The sequence below is a fragment of the Candidatus Thermoplasmatota archaeon genome, assembly GCA_022848865.1.
In the GTDB taxonomy this organism is placed as follows: Archaea; Thermoplasmatota; Thermoplasmata; order RBG-16-68-12; family JAGMCJ01; genus JAGMCJ01.
The window spans coordinates 1-17,304 of record JAJISE010000011.1 but is presented as its reverse complement, the minus strand read 5'-3'; the positions used below and the strand labels follow the sequence as shown (position 1 = coordinate 17,304).

The 17,304-nt window shown below is 59.3% G+C and carries 15 protein-coding genes, 2 tRNA genes and 1 pseudogene; 9 read left to right on the top strand and 9 right to left on the bottom strand.

The features are described from left to right. Positions 1-37 precede the first annotated feature (37 nt). Together LN415_03455 and LN415_03450 are read left to right on the top strand one after the other, a co-directional pair. Entirely contained in the window at positions 38-274 is a 237-nt protein-coding gene (locus LN415_03455) for a hypothetical protein (protein ID MCJ2556146.1), read from the top strand. Between the two features lie 254 nt (positions 275-528). Then, positions 529-603: transfer RNA gene (locus LN415_03450), tRNA-Gly, on the top strand. Between the two features lie 17 nt (positions 604-620). Here the strand turns inward: LN415_03450 and LN415_03445 are convergent. Beyond that, positions 621-824: a hypothetical protein gene (locus LN415_03445; GenBank protein ID MCJ2556145.1), complete on the bottom strand. Its 204-nt coding sequence runs from the start codon at positions 822-824 to the stop codon at positions 621-623. A 233-nt stretch (positions 825-1,057) separates the two neighbouring features. Between LN415_03445 and LN415_03440 the strand changes: the two genes are divergently transcribed. Then, on the top strand, positions 1,058-5,239 hold the full coding sequence (locus tag LN415_03440) for a tetratricopeptide repeat protein (protein ID MCJ2556144.1): 4,182 nt from the start codon (positions 1,058-1,060) through the stop codon (positions 5,237-5,239). Between the two features lie 31 nt (positions 5,240-5,270). Here LN415_03440 and LN415_03435 read toward each other — a convergent pair whose 3' ends face one another. From LN415_03435 to LN415_03425, 3 genes are all read right to left on the bottom strand, one after another. Further along, positions 5,271-6,416: an acyl-CoA dehydrogenase gene (locus tag LN415_03435; GenBank protein MCJ2556143.1), complete on the bottom strand. Its 1,146-nt coding sequence runs from the start codon at positions 6,414-6,416 to the stop codon at positions 5,271-5,273. 53 nt (positions 6,417-6,469) lie between these two features. Next, a complete protein-coding gene (locus tag LN415_03430; protein ID MCJ2556142.1) occupies positions 6,470-7,540 on the bottom strand; it encodes a hypothetical protein in 1,071 nt (356 codons plus the stop codon). A gap of 251 nt (positions 7,541-7,791) precedes the next feature. Continuing rightward, a complete protein-coding gene (locus LN415_03425; protein MCJ2556141.1) occupies positions 7,792-8,358 on the bottom strand; it encodes a ribonuclease H-like domain-containing protein in 567 nt (188 codons plus the stop codon). A gap of 96 nt (positions 8,359-8,454) precedes the next feature. Here LN415_03425 and LN415_03420 point away from each other — a divergent pair, with 96 nt between their 5' ends. The 3 genes from LN415_03420 to meaB are packed head-to-tail and all read left to right on the top strand — an operon-like array spanning position 8,455 to position 11,475. Next, positions 8,455-10,134, top strand: a complete 1,680-nt coding sequence (locus LN415_03420) for a methylmalonyl-CoA mutase family protein (GenBank protein MCJ2556140.1) — start codon at positions 8,455-8,457, stop codon at positions 10,132-10,134. Between the two features lie 9 nt (positions 10,135-10,143). Then, positions 10,144-10,536 carry a cobalamin B12-binding domain-containing protein gene (locus tag LN415_03415; GenBank protein MCJ2556139.1) on the top strand — a complete coding sequence of 131 codons (393 nt, stop codon included), beginning with the start codon at positions 10,144-10,146 and terminating at the stop codon, positions 10,534-10,536. Next, entirely contained in the window at positions 10,537-11,475 is a 939-nt protein-coding gene (gene meaB, locus LN415_03410; protein MCJ2556138.1) for a methylmalonyl Co-A mutase-associated GTPase MeaB, read from the top strand. It abuts the gene before it with no gap. 15 nt (positions 11,476-11,490) lie between these two features. On the opposite strand, the gene LN415_03405 is transcribed toward meaB, so the two are convergent. The 4 genes and pseudogenes from LN415_03405 to LN415_03390 all read right to left on the bottom strand — a co-directional run bounded on the left by LN415_03405 (position 11,491) and on the right by LN415_03390 (position 14,203). Continuing rightward, positions 11,491-11,565, bottom strand: a tRNA-Arg gene (locus LN415_03405). A gap of 43 nt (positions 11,566-11,608) precedes the next feature. Further along, entirely contained in the window at positions 11,609-12,505 is an 897-nt protein-coding gene (locus LN415_03400; GenBank protein MCJ2556137.1) for a peptidylprolyl isomerase, read from the bottom strand. 49 nt (positions 12,506-12,554) lie between these two features. Then, positions 12,555-13,454: pseudogene (locus LN415_03395) on the bottom strand (transcription initiation factor IIB). A gap of 266 nt (positions 13,455-13,720) precedes the next feature. Then, positions 13,721-14,203, bottom strand: a complete 483-nt coding sequence (locus tag LN415_03390; GenBank protein MCJ2556136.1) for an adenosine-specific kinase — start codon at positions 14,201-14,203, stop codon at positions 13,721-13,723. 75 nt (positions 14,204-14,278) lie between these two features. On the opposite strand from LN415_03390, the gene LN415_03385 reads away from it, so the two are divergent. From LN415_03385 to LN415_03375, 3 genes are all read left to right on the top strand, one after another. Next, a complete protein-coding gene (locus LN415_03385; protein MCJ2556135.1) occupies positions 14,279-15,082 on the top strand; it encodes a TIM barrel protein in 804 nt (267 codons plus the stop codon). Positions 15,083-15,559: 477 nt separating this feature from the next. Next, a complete protein-coding gene (locus LN415_03380) occupies positions 15,560-15,826 on the top strand; it encodes a hypothetical protein (protein ID MCJ2556134.1) in 267 nt (88 codons plus the stop codon). A gap of 321 nt (positions 15,827-16,147) precedes the next feature. Next, positions 16,148-16,303 (top strand): hypothetical protein, encoded by a 156-nt coding sequence (locus tag LN415_03375; protein ID MCJ2556133.1) that lies wholly within the window; start codon positions 16,148-16,150, stop codon positions 16,301-16,303. A 322-nt stretch (positions 16,304-16,625) separates the two neighbouring features. Here the strand turns inward: LN415_03375 and LN415_03370 are convergent. Continuing rightward, positions 16,626-17,304, bottom strand: a 679-nt coding sequence (locus LN415_03370; GenBank protein MCJ2556132.1) for a hypothetical protein, incomplete at its 5' end; no start/stop codon positions are given.

Below are 17,304 nucleotides of genomic sequence, written 5' to 3'. Positions count from 1 at the left end.
ATTAGAGAGAATCACTATACGTCACAAGGATGGGATAATGGACGCTCTTGTTACCGCGCTAGTCTCGGGGACCGTGCTCTTCGTGGCTCTTGGAATACTCATTCTTTTCCTTGACGATATCGACCTCAAGGTGCTCTTGGGAGCCTTCTTCGTCATCGTGGGCATTTCCCTGGGGCTCTTCGCTCTCGGGGTCGCTGACTGGGGGACGGTCGTGCTGTCCCTCTCCTTTGCGCTCATCGTGAAGCAGGTGCTCTCTCACACACAGTTCTATTGACGCGAGCACTTTCACTCCACTCCCCCCTTCTTACGTATTTAAAGGACGAGGACTTCTCTCATCTCACAGGGGTGAAGAAAGATGGACGAAAACCACTACAGTTGGGAAGATGTCTACCGCTCATACGGTTGCTCCACTGACTATGAAGATGACTGAGTTCCGTGCCCATCCCGTTAAGATAGCTGTGGGGTGATCCCCACCTATCTTCTTTTTTCGAAAAGGTAATGAAGAGAGGCTTGTTTATGCTAGGACGGGCAGGCGTGATCCAGCCTGGTCTAGGATTTTGGCCTTCCAAGCCAACTGCCCGGGTTCGAATCCCGGCGCCTGCACTGCACGCTGCTCTACGTCAGTCTGACTGGTCGTCAACGATATGCGCGATGTCCTCGAGTTCCCGCACGACCTCAACCATATCCTGCACGTCCTTTCCTCTGCTTGAGATCTCACAGACGAGCTCCTTGGCGTCCTCGATCGTGTGATGCTTCATCCAGTCCATGGCTTCCGCATCGTTCATCTTGACCTTCTTCTTCCTGACTGCCTTTTTCCGTACCACTGATATCACATCCCATCTCATTGGTGTCCGATAATTGTCAGACAAATCAACTGTATATGGCTGCCAATATAAAAACGTTCCCCTCTTCCCACCAAGGGACGTTGATCGCACGCTAGACCGTTTCCGTGCGACTCGAAGGGTCGCGCATCCGTCCCGGGACCCGCTCTCCAGCAGCGCTGGTTGTCCGAAGATTATAAATCGACCGCCATCCATTGACGTTCGGGTGGAAGGGCATGGGGTTTCTGGATTCCCTCTTCGACAAGGAGAAAAGGACTTTAGGCAAGGCCTCGAAGAACATCAAGAGAGGCAAGGAGTGTGTCCAGAAGGGTTCCAGAGATGCCGCCTACGTCTACTTCGCCAAGGCGTCCCAGACCCTTGAGAAGAACCGGGAGCTCATATCGAAGCTGACGACCGACTTCTCGGACGTGTACGACGAGCTTGGGTATGGCTTCCACGAGATAGGCAGGGACACAGAGGCGAACGGACACATCGACTATGCTCTCCAGCTGGACCCGAACAACATAGACGCGCTCAACCACAAGGGGCTCATGCTCTACCATGGAGGGGAGGCCGAGGAGGCTCTCGGGCTTTATGACAAGGCGCTGAACCTGGCCCCCGCCAGAAAGGATGTGTGGTCGAACAAGGGCGATGTCCTCGTTGACCTTGGGGACACGCAGGATGCCGAGAACTGCTTCTTCGAGGTCCTGAAGATTGATGACACCGACATCCCCACTTACACGAAGCTCCTCAGCATCCGTCCGGAGGACGGGAGCCTGTGGAAGAGGAAGGGGATGGCCTACTTCAGGCTGAGCCAGTACGAGGAGTCCGTCAGGACCTTTGACGAGGGGCTGAGACTCGAGCCCTCGGACAAGGACATGTGGCTGAAGAAGGCGGAGGCGCTGGAGAACCTCGGCAAGAAAGAGGACGCCCTCTTCTCCCTGGAGAAGTGTCTGGAACTGGACTATGAGAACACTACCCTGTGGAAGCGGAAGGGAAGGATTCTTCACGAACTTGGGAAGAGGGACGAGGCCCTCGGATCCTTTGAAAAGGCCATCACGTACGACCCGAGGGACGGGGAGAGCCACCTCTTGAAAGCGAGGATACTCATGGAGCTCGAGGAGCACGAGGCTGCGGTCAGAGCCTTCGACGAGGCCCTCGCCATAGACGCGAAATCCCTCGAGGCGCTCAGGGGGAAAAAAGCCGCCTTCACGGTGATGAAGAGATGGGAGGAGGTCGTGAGCGTTGGCGAGTCGATCGTCGAACTGGACCCGAAGGATCAGGAGGCCTACCTGGACATGGGAAACGCCTACATGAACCTGGGAAAGCACAAGGAGGCCGTGAGCGCCTACAACGGCGTCCTGAGGATCAACGCGGAGAGCGTCGAGGCCCTCACGGGCAAGAAGGAGGCGCTGATCAAGCTGGAGGACTGGAGAGAGGTCGCGAACGTCTGCGACTACATCATCAGATCGGACCCTTCGAACAAGGAGGCGCTCTTTCACAAGGGCGTGGCCCTCCTGGAGCTGGACGATCTGCGGGAGGCGAAGAATGCGTTCGACATCGCCCTCGAGATGAGCCCGAGGGACCTCGAGGTCCTCAGGAAGAAGCTCACCGTCCTCAAGAGGCTGCGCGCAAGAGAGGAGATCGTTGCGTGCGCGGACGCCATAACCGGGCTCGATCCCGATGACGCTGAGACGTGGAAGGACAGGGGAATGGCTCTGAGCGCCCTTTCGCGACCCGTGGAGGCGCTGACGTCCCTCGACCGGGCTCTCGGGCTGAGCCCGGAGGACTACTCGGCTTGGATGGAGAAAGCGGCCATATACGAGAGGATGAAGGACCGCGAGAAGGCGGTCTCGGCCTACGACAAGGCTGTGGAGATAAACCCCAAGGACGCGAAGGCCTGGAAGAACCGGGGCCAGGCGCTGGGGAGGCTCGGTCGCTTCGAGCAGTCGCTGGACAGCTTGCAGAGGGCGATTCAACTCGACGCAACGGACAGGGTCACATGGTACAGCAAGGGTCTGGCATTGGAAGGTCTGAAGAACTACGAGGAGGCCCTCGTCGCGTACGACAGGGCGCTCAAGCTGGACCCGAAGGACAAGCACGTGTGGTACAGCAAGGGTCTGACGCTTTCATCGCTCGAGCGGTACGATGACGCCCGCGCCAGCTTCGAGAAGGTGATCGAGTTCGACCCCTCGAACAAGCTCGCGCACGTGAGGATGGCCGACGCCCTCGTCAAGCTCGGAAGGGACAAGGAGGCGCTCGGCTCCTACGAGAGGGCACTCGAGATAGACCCGAACGACCTCGAGACCGCCAGAGCCAGGAAGGACATATTCAAGAGGCTGGGCGAATGGAAAGGAACCTACGAGGCCGCGGACCTGATGACCACTATCGACTACGGAAGCATCGAGGGGTACTACGAGAAGGCCCTGGCGGCGAAGAACCTGGGATGGAACGATGACGCCCTCAACGCCATAGAGTCCGCCATATCCATGGACCCGAAGGACCTGAGACTGCTGCAGGTGAAGAAGGACGTTCTTGAACGGACGGGCGACTACGAAGGCGTTATCGAGACGTGCAACTACATACTCCAGATGCAGCCCAACCATCTGGATTCTATCAGGGCGAGGGGGCACTCATTGGCCAAGATGGGCAAGTACGGGGAGGCCCTGAAGAGCTTCGACCAGGCCGTATCGCTGGACACTATGGACAAGCACACGTGGAACATGAGAGGCGACGCGCTCCTGACGATGAGGAACTACGAGGGGGCGATCCAGAGCTTCGACAAGGTCCTTGAGATAGATCCGGGCAACTCCCACGCATTCGCGAAGAGGGGCGAGATCTTCTTCGGCCTGGAGAAGTTCGAGAGGGCCCTCAAGGCCTACGAGGACGCCCTGACCATGGACCGGGACAACACGGCGCTGCTGAACCGAAAGGCCCTGACGCTCTCCAAGCTGCAGAGGTTCGACGAGGGCCTGGCCGTTGTGGATGACATACTGACGAAGGAGGCGAAGAACCTCGAAGCCCTTGTGACGAAGGGCAGGATCCTCGCGGAGCAGAACAGGTATCCAGATGCCCTCGAGGCGGTCAACGGCGCGCTCAGGATAAGGGACGACAACCCGACGGTGTGGCTTGAGAGAGGAAGGATACTCGAGAAGATGAAGAGGTTCGAGGATGCGGATGGAAGCTACGAAAGGGCCATCGAGATCGACTATCACAGCTTCGCAGCCTGGAAGGAGAGGGGGCTCCTCGCGGCGAAGACGAGGAACTACGAGCTGGCGCTGAACTCGTACGAGAGGGCCTCCGAGATCAACGAGGAGGACAAGAGCATCTGGCAGCTCATGGGACTGGCCCTCGAGAAGATGAACAACTGGGAGGAGGCGATCGCGGCCTACGACAGGGCGATCGGTCTCGACCCGAAGGACAAGGTCCCTTGGAACAGCAAGGGGCTCGCGCTGATGCATCAGGGAAGGTTCGAGAGCGCCGTGAGAGCATTCGAGAGCACTCTGGCGATAGATCCCAACTACGAGCCCTCCATCGAGGCGAAGAAGATATGCGAGGATAGGAAGAGGAAGAGACAGCTGAGCGAGTATGGGAAGAGGGTTCTGGAGTTCGAGTTCCAGAACGGAAGGGCCATCACGAAAGAGGAGGCTTTCCGCGACCTGAACATACCGTTCGACTACCTGGGCGAGGTCATCGGCCACCTCCGCGAGAGAGAGACCATCGACATTGCGAAGATGACATCGGCCGAGCTGGAGGACATGGAACGGGCGTCGATCCCCGTCCTGAGGAGCTGCATCGAGAGCGGTGGCAGGTATGGCCTAAGGCTCTGCGACATCACCGCCAGCTTCCCGCAGTACGACGTCGAGAGGTCGAAGAAGATCCTCAGCTACATCGAGACCGTGGACAGGATGAGGGTCGAGCCGAGATACGACCAGGAGCTCGATTCCCTGCTGAGGCAGACGCTTGACCTCCCGCCGGAGAAGAGGACGGTACTGGCACTCGTCAGGCACTTCAACATCGGGATCTACAAGGCGAAGAGGCTGGAGGCGTCGCTGAAGGAGTTCGCACCGGACGAGGGTCCACCGGAGGTCGTGAGAGTGAAGTCGCTGATGGGCGAGGACTACCACGGTGGCGCTCCAAAGATGCCCGCCAAAGCGGCAATGCCCACCACGAAAGCGGCGAAGCCTCCCGCCAAGAAGGGTCCCCTCGAGGGAAAACACTGCGGGATGCACAACGGGAAGGCGGTCATGAAGCACGACTGCGGCGAGTACTTGTGCGCCGCATGCACGAAGGATGAGGAGTTGTGCCCGTACTGCCAGGAGCCGTTGCGGAAGGCTGCCGTGCTGAGACCGAAGCCGCAGCCCGAGCGGCGGGAAAGGCCGCCGAAGGACGAGACGAGGGACTTCTCCAGACTGTGACGCTCCCGAGCGGCGGGAATGCCCTGCCTAGTTATGTGCCTTTCAGGATCTCGCGGGCGATGACGAGCCGCTGAATCTCGCTCGTTCCTTCGCCTATCTCCGTGAGCTTGACATCCCTGAACATCCTTTCGACGGGGTAGTCCTTCGTGTATCCGTACCCGCCGTGGACCTGTATCGCCTTGTTCGCGGCCCGCATGCCCACCTCGGACCCGAACAGCTTGCACATGGCCGCATGTTTCTTGAACCTCTTGCCCTGGTCTTTCAGGAACGCGGCCTTGTAGACGAGCAGTCTCGCGGCCTCGATCTCTGTCGCCATGTCCGCCAGCATCCACTGCACGGCCTGGAAGTTGCTTATGGGCTGCCCGAACTGCTCCCTCGTCTTCGAGTATTCGAGGGACGCTTCAAGACATCCCTGCGCGATTCCAACCGCCATCGCGCCGATGCTTATCCTCCCCCCGTCCAGAACCTTGAGGACGTCTCTGAAGGCAGTGTCCTTCTCACCGAGCAGGTTCCCTTCCGGGACCGCGCAGTCCTCGTAGATCAGTTCTGATGTAACGCACGCGTTGAGCCCGAGCTTCTCCTCCTTCTTCCCGAGGGAGAACCCGGGCGTTTCCTTTTCAACGGCGAAGGCGCTGATGCCCCTAGTGCCCTTCGACTTATCGGTGGAGGCGATGATGACGAATGTCTCCGCTTCGTGGCCGTTCGTTATGAATGTCTTCCTGCCGTTGAGTATCCATTCCCCGCCCTTCAGCTCGGCGGTCATGGCGACGGCCCCGGCATCCGATCCAGCGCCAGGCTCCGTGAGCCCCCATGCGCCCATGACCTTCCCTCCCGCCAGGGCGGGCAGGTACTTCCTCTTCTGCTCCTCGTTCCCCGCGATATCTATGTGCCCTGCGCAAAGGGAGTTGTGGGATGCCATTATCAGCCCCGTCGAGCCGCACGCACGGGAGACCTCCTCGACCGCAATGGCGTAGCAGATCGTGTCCATGCCCGCCCCGCCGTGCTCCGGGGCGACCGTCATACCCATGAGGCCCAGCTCCCCCATCTTGCGGACATTGTCCCTGGGGAACTCTCCGGTCTTGTCTATCTCCGCCGCGACGGGCTTGAGCTCCTTCTCGGCGAAGTCCCGCACCATCTTTCTGAGCATTGTCTGTTCTTCAGTGAGCGCGAAATCCATACTCTCACCCCTCCAATGAAAAAGGGAGCGCTCTTAAAAACCTTGGCGGGAAATCAGAACGAGGACTCGAACCGGTTCAGCAGCAGCGAGGCGATCTCGACCTCGGCCTGTGAGCTCTGATGGTTCCCCTTCTTCAGTTCCCTCTCGGCCCTCGACATCATGTCCTCCAGGTCGTCCGGGACATCCGATCCTATGCGATTCATATCCTTCCTGAGCGCCTTGATCCTCTTGACCAACTTCCCGTACCGCCTGCACGTCTGGCTCGCCATCGCGGCGGCTTTCTCCGCGAGGTCCACGCACTTCTCGTAGTCCCCTTCCCTCATCGACATGCACGCCTCGACAAGCGTTTCTTGGGCCTCGCCCGACCTGGCGTTTATCTTCTCGACAGAGATGGCGGCCCTCTTCGCCCTCTTGAGGGCTCGCACGGCGGACCGATGCCTCTCCCTCAGCTGGATAGCCTTCTCCTCGATGACCTCCGACAGCTCCCTCACGCGATCGAATCTCCCGTTCAGGAATGCGGTTCTTGATATCCTCAGTATGTCCTCGACCTCCTGCGTCGTGACGCCCTCATTCTTCAGGTCCTCGAGGATCGTCTCGCAGTAGCGGTAGATCTCGGCGTTCTCCTGGCACTCCTTCCTGACCTTCCTGGGAAGGGTCCTCATGCCCCGCAGGAGAGCGTGCACGCGCTCGAAGTCACCGCTCCTGAGGAAGTGCCTGGATTCCTTGAGCATGTCGAGGCTGGGCGACAGAATGAGATGCTGGAACACGTTCCCGTGGATGTCCCCCTGCTTCTCGTATTCCTCCCTGATGAGCTCCTCGGCCTTCTCGATGGCGTCCGAGGTGGCACGGAAGGACGAGAGTATCTCCTGACCTTTTTCGAGGCCCTCGGCCGCCGTCCTGGCCGCGTCCGTATAGGACGGGACTAGGTTCACGTCCGAAAGACCTTCGACCGCCTCGATGCTCTCGAGGAGCATCTCGTCCAGCTCTGGGACGTCCAGGCCCAGTCCCCGAATTTCCTCCACGACCGCTCCCAGCTCGTCCACGTTGGCCCTGGCAAGGCTCTCATCGATCTTCTCCTCCCTGCCCTCGGGCACCTCGCGGTCAGCCGACCTCAGATGAGTCACCTCCCGCGAAATCCTTCAAACTAGAACGAGGCCCCCGCAGTGGAGAGCGAGGGAATGCGGTGTCGATTACACCCCGGAGCGGTCGCATCGCTGTCACGAATCCCCCTTTTCTTCGAGTGTCCACAGTAGTCTCTCTTGCTCCCTATCCTCCGGTTTTTCAATTTTATTGGATGTATTTATATTTTTCCCGGACGGGGCAAACGAGGTCTGGCTCAGAGAACGGGAGATCGTCCAGTTGCCGGGCGGAAAACCTACGCTTCGGGCCCTTCCACGCGCTTCCTCTTTCTCGTTCCGAAAGTTTCCAAAAGGCTCGCGACTTCCCGGTACAATGCTATCGTCTCCTGCTTCTCCGTTTCGATGTACGACATTATCTCATCGTACTTCCTTTCCCGGTACCAGATCGGCACCTGGACACCCTTCTGCTTCCCCGTGAACGCGTCCAAGCCGGAGCCCTTGAACTTCCCCCCGTTCATCAGCACGAGCACCGAGCGGATGTCGATCATGGCCTTCCTGTAGAAGAAGTATCTCACCTCGCCAGCACTCCACTCTCGCAGTCCGTACTGCTGCGCCTTCTCCATGACGAAGACGATGTCGAACCTCAGGTTGTTACCGATAGGAACGAAGGTCCAGTTCGGGTCGAGGATCCCTTCATCGAGGATCCTCTCGACGATCTTCTTCTCGCCCTCCTCCCACTCCTTGAGAACGTGGAAGTCCCCGACCGGCTTGCCCCCGTCGAGTTCCTGGAACTGAATGGTGATGATCTTGTCCATGAGCGGGTCCGTTCCCTCCGTCTCGATGTCGAAGTAGTATTCGGTCATCTGAGAAGCGAATCGGGCTACCCGTATTTATGTGTCCTAGTCCCCGCAAATTAGATAAGCGGACTTCTCTTTCCATGAATGGCAAGGGGCTAGGCGATGTCTGAAGAGGGCGACATCAAGGAGATAGCGAAGAGCAAAAGGGATTGGGAAGGCTCGACCCTGAAGAGGTCGCTCGACGCCCTTCCGGAGAGAAGGAAGGCCTTCACAACGACGTCCAGTGCCCCCATCGACAGGCTCTACACTCCGGACGACACTCCGGATTTCGACTACTTCAAGAAGCTCGGTCTGCCGGGCGAGTACCCCTTCACGAGGGGCGTCCACCCGACGCTCTACAGGAGCAAGCTGTGGACGATGAGGATGTTCTCGGGCTTCGGGACCGCGGAGGAGACGAACGCGAGGTACAAGTACCTCCTCGAGCACGGGGAGACGGGACTGAGCGTCGCCTTCGACTTCCCCACGCTGTACGGTTATGACACCGACCACACGATGGCGAGGGGGGAGTTCGGCAAGTGCGGCGTCGCGATAAGCTCGCTAAAGGACATGGAGATCCTCTTCGGCGGAATCCCGCTGGACGAGATAAGCACGTCCATGACCATCAACGGCCCCGCCCCGGTGGTTTGGGCGATGTACATCGCGGCGGCCGAGAGGCAGGGCATCCCGTCCACGAGGATCAGGGGGACTATACAGAACGACATCCTCAAGGAGTACATCGCCCAGAAGTCCTACATCTTCCCGCCGGAGCCGTCCATGAGGCTCATCGTGGACACGTTCGAGTTCGGCTCCAAGGAGGTCCCGCTCTGGAACACCGTCTCCATCAGCGGCTATCACATCCGCGAGGCCGGCTCGACTGCCGTGCAGGAGCTCGCCTTCACGCTGGCGGACGGTTTCGAGTACGTGCGCGCGGCGAAGGAGCGAGGGCTGGACGTGGACGATTTCGCTCCCCGCCTGTCCTTCTTCTTCAACGCTCACAACGACCTCTTCGAGGAGATCGCGAAGTACAGGGCCGCGAGGCGCATATGGGCGAGGGAGATGAAGGAGACCTTCGGCGCCAAGAACCCCAGGTCCTGGTGGATGAGGTTCCACACGCAGACCGCCGGGTGCTCGCTCACCGCCCAGCAGCCGGAGAACAACATCGTCAGGGTGGCCATCCAGGCCATCGCCGCCGTCCTCGGCGGGACGCAATCGCTCCACACGAACTCCATGGACGAGGCCTACGCGGTGCCCTCGGCGAAGGCCGTGAAGATCGCCCTAAGAACGCAGCAGATAATCGCGCACGAGAGCGGCGTCGCCAACACGATAGATCCGCTCGGCGGCTCCTACTTCGTCGAGTACCTCACGGACAGGATGGAGGAGGAGTCCTACGAGTACTTCGACAAGATCGAGAATCTGGGAGGGGTCATACCGGCCCTCAAGAAGGGGTTCTTCCAGAAGGAGATCGCGCTCGCGGCGTACCGCTACCAGAAGGAGACGGACGACAAGGAGAGAATCATAGTCGGCGTCAACGAGTACGCGGAGGAGAAGCCCATCGAGATCGCGCTCGTCGACATGGACCCGGAGGGCGAGAGGAAGCATCTGGACAGGCTCAACAGGCTCAAGAAAGAGAGGGACCAGAAGGAGACCGAGAGGAGCCTCGACAGGCTGCGCAGGGCGGCGGAGGGCGAGGAGAACGTGATGCCCTTCATACTCGACTGCGTGAAGGCCCATGCCACGCTCGGGGAGACCTGCGGCGTGCTCAGAGAGGTGTTCGGGGAGTACACGGAACCAATCATCTATTGAGGAATATCAATGACGAAATTGAGAGTCTTGGTCGCAAAACCAGGGTTGGACGGTCATGATAGAGGCGCGAAGGTCGTGGCCCGCGCGCTCAGGGATTCGGGCGTGGAGGTCATCTACACGGGCCTGCACCAGACGCCGGAGCAGATCGTCGAGGCCGCCATCCAGGAGGATGTCGATGCCATCGGAATGAGCTGCCTCTCCGGCGCCCATATGACGCTTTTCAAGACCGTGATGGACATCCTCAAGGAGAAGGGGATCGACGACATCGTCGTGACGTGCGGTGGGATAATACCGGACGAGGACGTCACCAAGCTGAAGGAGATGGGGATCGCGGCGGTCTTCGGTCCAGGGACGCCGCTCCGAGATATCGTGGATTTCCACAGGAAGATCGCGGGGAAGTAGATGGAGCTAGTCGAGCGCCTGCTCAGAGGTGACAAGAGGGCGGCGGCAAAGGCGATATCGCTTCTGGAGGACTATGACAAGAAGGCGGCCGAGGTCCTCGGGGCGATCTACCCTCACACGGGAAAGGCCCACATCATCGGGATCACTGGTCCGACGGGGACGGGGAAGAGCACGCTCGTCTTCGCTCTGGCCAAGGAGTTCAGGAAGCGGGACAAGAAGGTGGGCATCATCGCCATCGACCCCACGTCCCCGTTCACGGGCGGCGCGCTGCTCGGGGACCGGATACGGATGGGGAACCTGACCCTCGACGAGGGCGTGTTCATCAGGAGCATGGGCACTCGCGGGCACGCGGGCGGGACGTCGAGGGCGACCGCGGACGTGATCAAGGTGCTCGACGCCATGGGCATGCAGATAATCTTCGCGGAGACCGCCGGTGCGGGCCAGTCGGAGGTCGACATCGCGAGGATAGCGCACACGTCGATCGTCGTGGAGATGCCGGGCCTTGGAGACGACATCCAGGCCATGAAGGCAGGCATCCTCGAGATAGGCGACATCTTCGTCGTGAACAAGGCGGACCTGGACGGTGTGGACAGCACCTTGGCGAACCTCAGCCTTGTGGTCGAGCGGGAGAAGCCGAGCGGGTGGAAACCGAGGATGCAGCTGACCGTGGCGACGGAGGACAAGGGCATAACGGACCTCGCGGACCTGATCGAGGAGCACTACGACTTCCTCAAGGAGAGCGGGACGCTGGAAACCGAGCGTGTCGAGCGGGCGAAGGAAGAGCTCCGTGCGGCGCTGTCGCAGCACCTGTTCTTGAGAGTTCTCGAAAGGCCCGAGCTCATCGGGGAGTTCAACAACCTGGTCCAGATGATCACCAAGAAGGAGATGGACCCGCACTCGGCGGCGGAGAAGCTTCTCGGATTGGCGGGGATCGCCTAGACCACTTCTCGGGAGCGGACGCGGGGGGATTTGAACCCCCGACAGCCAGCTTAGGAGGCTGGTGCCCTATCCAGACTAGGCCACGCGTCCCAATGATGCAGAATGCACGAACTTATAAAACTGTGTCGAGGGGTTACTCTTCCGCCTCGGGCTCGGGCGCCTCTTCGGCGGGGAGCTCCTCCGGTGCTCTCTCTTCCTCCGGGGCTTCCTCGCTCGGTTCATCTTCGACGGTTTCCTCATCATCCTTCGCCCCTTCAGCGGGGAGTTCCTCTGGTGCTCTCTCTTCCTCAGGAGCTTCCTCGCTCGGCTCGTCCTCGGCGGGCTCCTCCGTCTTCACGTACTCCTCGACGAAGCGTATGGAGTCAAAACCTGCGATGTCCCTCAGGTCGCTGACGACCCTGTACTTCGCGACGAACCATAGCTCGTCGTACTTGCAGACGTCCGGCAGCTTGATCATCACGTCCTCACCGATGACCTTCACGTCGAACTCCTCCGGGTCGCCGTAGTCCATCTCGATAACCCCCCTCGCCTTGTCAGCGGGCGACTCGGCTCTTTTCGTGACAGTGTATTCGTACTTCAGGGTCCTTCCCGCCAGCGGGTTGTTGAAGTCCACGCGAACACGGCCCGCCGTGACGGCGGTGATCGTGCCCTTCTTGTTCCCAAGGACGACCATCTTCCCGACCTCGGGGGCGATCTCCTTTCTGGCGAACTCCCTGATCGAGTGCAGCTCCACCAGTCGGGGGTCCCTCTCTCCCGCCGCCTTGTCCGGTGGGATCTCGACGACGGTCTTGTCGCCGACCTTCGTGCTCCTCAGGGACTCCTCCCATCCGGGGAATATCCTGCCCTTGCCCACGACAATCGGCTGCGGGGCGTAGACCTTCTTCTCGTCGAAGTTGTCATGCTCTTCGGCGAGCTCCTTGCTCGTCGTATCGAATAGGTCTTCCTTGCCGTCAGGGAGTATAACCCAAACGCTGTAGTCGACGTATACCAGGTCTCCATCTGAGATTGTCTGTTCGGCTTCCTCGGGCATCAGAGCACCTGCGGTCGGATATGACACTTGGCATAAAGCTTTTTGCCAGTTAGCTCCTCAAGTTCAGGTCGAGGCTCGCGATTATCCTCTTGTACCTGTTCCTTATGGTGACCTCTGTCACTCCTGAGACCTCGGCGACGTCCTTCTGCGTGCACGGCTGGCCGCATATCGCGGAGGAGATGTATATCACCGCCGCGGCGACGCCCGAGGGCGCCACACCCGACGCGAGCTCGGCCTGCTCGACGTCCTCCAGGATCTCCTTGGCCTTCCTCTGGACCTCCATGCCCAGCCTGAGCCTGTTGCAGAACCTCGGGATGTAGTCCCCCGGGCTCTGGGGCATCAGCTTCAGGTTGAGCTCCCGGGCGATCGTCCTGTACGTCCTCCCTATGCTCTTCCTGTCCACCCTGGCCTCGTTCGCCATCTCGTCCAGCGTTCTCGGAACCTTGCACTTCCTGCATGCCGCGTACAGGGTAGCCGCAACGACCTCGTCGATGCTCCTTCCCCTCACGAGGTTCTTCGAAGACGCCTTTCTGTAGAAGACGGCGGCTGTCTCCCTCACGTGCCTCGGGAGCCCCATCTTGGAGGCCATGGTGTTGATCTCCGTGAGGCCCTGGGCCAAGCTTCTCTCCCCCGCTTTCGACGTCCTGATCCTGTGCTGCCACTTCCGCAGCCTGTATATCTGCGACCTGGACTTGTGCGGGATCGCCTTGCCGTACGCGTCCTGATTCCTCCACCCGATCTGCGTGGAAAGCCCGTAGTCGTGGGACATTATGCTCAGTGGCGGTCCCGTCCGCTCGCGGCTCTCCCTCTGATCGGCGTCGAAGGCCCTCCATTCTGGACCCTCGTCTATGATGGAGTCAGAAAGCACGAGGCCGCAGTTACCGCAGATGACTTCCGCGCGCTCGTAGTCCCTAACTAGTCTCTCGCATTGGCATTCCGGACAAACAGTCCTCCCCTCGTCCGATTCCATAAGCTGATATAAAACTGATGTCTAACTATAAAAGGGTTGCTTGCGAAGAATTGACATTATGTCGAACAATCTCACCAAAGTTTGGGTTCTGGGAAGCTCGGAAGCTTTTGTCCTGGCAGTTCCTTGCAGTTTGGGGGGCGGACACATCCGAATCTGAGGAGGCGTTCACGACCCACACCTGTGATTCGAGAGGCGACGTTCACCCAGCGGGAGGAGCCAGTCAATGGATGAGCCCCTCGCCCCGCTCACCTCTTGTACCCGATCTTCCTGAGGAACTCCTTCCTCTCCTCGGCCTGCTCCTCGGTCTCCACTCCCTTCGGGCTCTCGCCGTCGATGACCCCCACGATCCCCCTGCCCTGCTCCGATTCGGCGACTATGACCTGGAGTGCGTTCGCGGTTGCCGCGAATATGCCGCAGACCTCTGGCACGCTCTTGATCCGCGGAAGCAGGTTGATCGGATAGGCGCCCCGCATCAGGATCACGAACGTGTGGCCCGCTCCGATCCTCTCCGCGTTCTTGACCGCCAAACCGCGAAGCTCGTCATCCGTCCCGTCCGATCGGATGAGGCACTCCGCGGACGCCTCACAGAAGGCGATGCCGAACTCGACGCCTGGAACGGACGTGACGACGGCCTCGTAGATGTCCTCCACGGTCTTGATGAAGTGAGTCTGACCCAGGATGAGGTTCACGTCATCGGGCTTCTCGATCTGTACTGTCTCGAGCTCCATGTTCCGAGAATCGCGTTCCCGCTAAAAAGGATTGCTCAACAAAGCCTTTATCGATGTCCTGCCGATTCACGGACGATGTTCTACCTCGGCCCCGCGGGCGCCCCGTTCGACGCGAAGGGGATGGAGGACGGCCTTCCCATGCTTAAGGAGATGGGGCTCAACGCCATGGAGGTCCAGTACACGTACGGGATCCAGACGAAGCTGGAGACGGCGGAGAGGCTGGGGAGGATCGCGAAGGAGAACGGCATCCGCATAAGTTGCCACGCACCATACTATATCAATCTCAACTCCAGGGACAGGGGCGTGCTCAAAAAGAGCTGCACGTGGATCCACCGCACCGCCGAGATGATGAACGCCTGGGGCGGGTACATGCTCGTGCACCATCCGGGCTTCATGCACGGGATGAAACCATCCGCTGTCACGAGGAACGTCAAGAGGAGGCTCGCGGGCTGCGTGAAACGCATCCGGGATGAGGGCTGGGAGATGTTCATCGGCCTCGAGATGACGGGGAAGTTGGCGGGCTTCGGGACGCTGGACGAGATCATCAGGATCTGCGAGGACATCGAGGGCGTTTACCCCGTCATCGACTGGGCCCATGCCCACGCCCGCGAACAAGGGCGCTTCAAGAGAGTGCAGGACTTCGAGGACCTCCTCCAGGAGTACGAGGAGTTCACGACGGATTTCCTCCACTGCCACTTCAGCTGCATAGAGTACGGTGAGAGGGGGGAGAGGAAGCACCTCGAGATCGAGGCGAGGTCGCCTGACTTCGCGAAGCTGGCAACGGTGCTGAAGAAGCGGGAGTACGACATGACGATCATAAGCGAGAGCCCCGTCAGAGACAGGGACTCACTGAAGATGAAGCGCATTCTCGGGTTGTAGCATCTTGGCGGACCGAACGCTCCAGGCGAGAGGCTGAGTGCCATGCCCGGTTCCTCGAGGGGAAAGGGGCCAAAACGCCACTTCGTGAAATGGGAAAGAAAGGTCAGCAGGACTTTCCAGAATGTCAAGTATTCTTTGCATGCAAGGAACATGTCGAAAGCGTCTTAATATCTGACATTCCTTTTTCATAGGACCCATGGTTTGTGAGCGGATCTCTGCATCGCTCCGAGACGGGTCGAATGATTCTGTGGAACAACAGTCGAAGCAGTCCACGCCGGAAAGGACACGAAACGTGCACGATTCGTCGCTCGTCCACCAGTCAGATCCTTCCGACAGCTACTGGATCCTAACGTTGGGGAATCACCTCCTAAGAATCCGAAAATGGTTCTACGGAGCGGTAGAAGTAGGTCCTCGATTTTCTGACCTGACTCTTCTTGAGCAGGAATCCGCCCCAAACCTACTACTGGAGGATGAAAAATGACAAGATGGGAAGTTCTCAAGGAACATGTGCATGACGTGAGAAGGTTGAGAAATCTGGCTATGCTTCTCCGGGTGATCGAGTCGCACTTCAACGGGGAAGTGAAGATGGAGAAGAACCTGACGGAATACATGGCCAAGAAGTACCGGTGGGGAAACAAGACAACGAGGAAGAATCTGGACATCCTCGTGAACCTCAGGCTCCTGAAGTGCTTGAGGAGTCCGAAGGACCACTGGACCAAGATCTACTACTTACTCGACTCTTAGGTCGCCCCTTCCTCCTGGGGACTACATTGTTGGGGAGGCCTCACGGCCTCATAGGGTGGGTGGGATCGGTTTTATTCGGGTAGTAGAACATGCGGTCTCCCAGGGGGCTCTTGGCGACAAGCGAAGAGCTGGCTGCGATCTCCTCCAGCTTCTTCACCTTTTCACCGCGGAACGGAGACCCGTGAGCCCGTACTTCTCTTGATGGCTGAGAATCAATTCGCGGTTCTTGCACCGAGATAGTCGGCGTTTCCCAAATCCGCTCAAACTCCTCGGAAGGCGACCTCGCTCCTTATCCGTGCGCAGTATCTCTGTGTGGTCTCGATGCTTGTGTGCCTGAGCATCTTGGAGATGGGCACCTGCCTCGGGTTCATCCCCACAGAGGCTGGAAAGAAGATGCTCATTGCCCTCGTTGACATGCTGAGGGCGATGTGCGTCCAGTGCCTCGTGTTGGGCGGAGAGCCAGAAAGCTCTCTCTAGCCCTCGTCTAGTTCCCTTGTACACGAAGCTGCACCTGAACACACATTTCGTGACAGCTCCTCGGCTTGTCCTAGATTCCGGGAACTGCGAAAGGATTAACTACATTCAACGCTTGCCTGTGCCGTTGCGGTGGTGGAACTTTTTAATCCCTCCACAACCTCTGCCATCGCGACCTACGGCTCGCACACTACAAACCAGAGCCTCTGAGATGGAGGCAAGACGGAAGCTAACGACGATTCGGTATTATCGCTCACGCTCTTGTGAGGGCTTGCTCTACTGTGCGATCTCGTGTGTTGCCGAAGGAACCGTGATGCGGATGCGATCAGGATGGGTAGAAGACCGCGACTACATTCCCCCTCCAGAATTGGTCGTCAACAGCCCCGGTATCGAACATCGCCCCATTCACGTAGAATGTGTAACTTCCTGGAGTCACTGAAAAGACATTCTGGGGGGCGGCAGTCCTCCAAATCGCCGTGTCGCTTGGGTTGCCCTCGGAGATAGTCTCCTGATAGCGATAATCAGCGGGTTGAGAACACTCAGTCGGCGAATCCGCAATCATGACGACCCAAACATCATCAGTCCCTGCTGTATGGACCATGCTTAGCCACGTCGTTGCGCTGACGACAACATACCCGTCGGAGGGTACGTCGATCGTGACACTCAATCCGAAGTGCGTGCATGTCGCCCACATTTCAATGGTCACATGAGTGGCACTTGAGGCATAGGCCATAAGTGATCCCGGGCCAGGCGGTCCCTGTATTCCCTGCGGCCCGTCCGGTCCCTGTGGTCCTGCGCAGTCCAGCACATCCACGACGAGGTCCCCGTTTATGTCTTCATCTGGGAGATCTCCTGTTCCGTTTCCGTTGAGGTCCCAGCAGGCCGCGCCGTCCGCGCCTGAGGGTCCTTGAGGTCCGGTTGGTCCCTGTGCACCATCGCTCCCATCGCTTCCATCGTCTCCATCATCTCCATCCAGCCCCTGGGGTCCTATTTCGCCTTGCGGG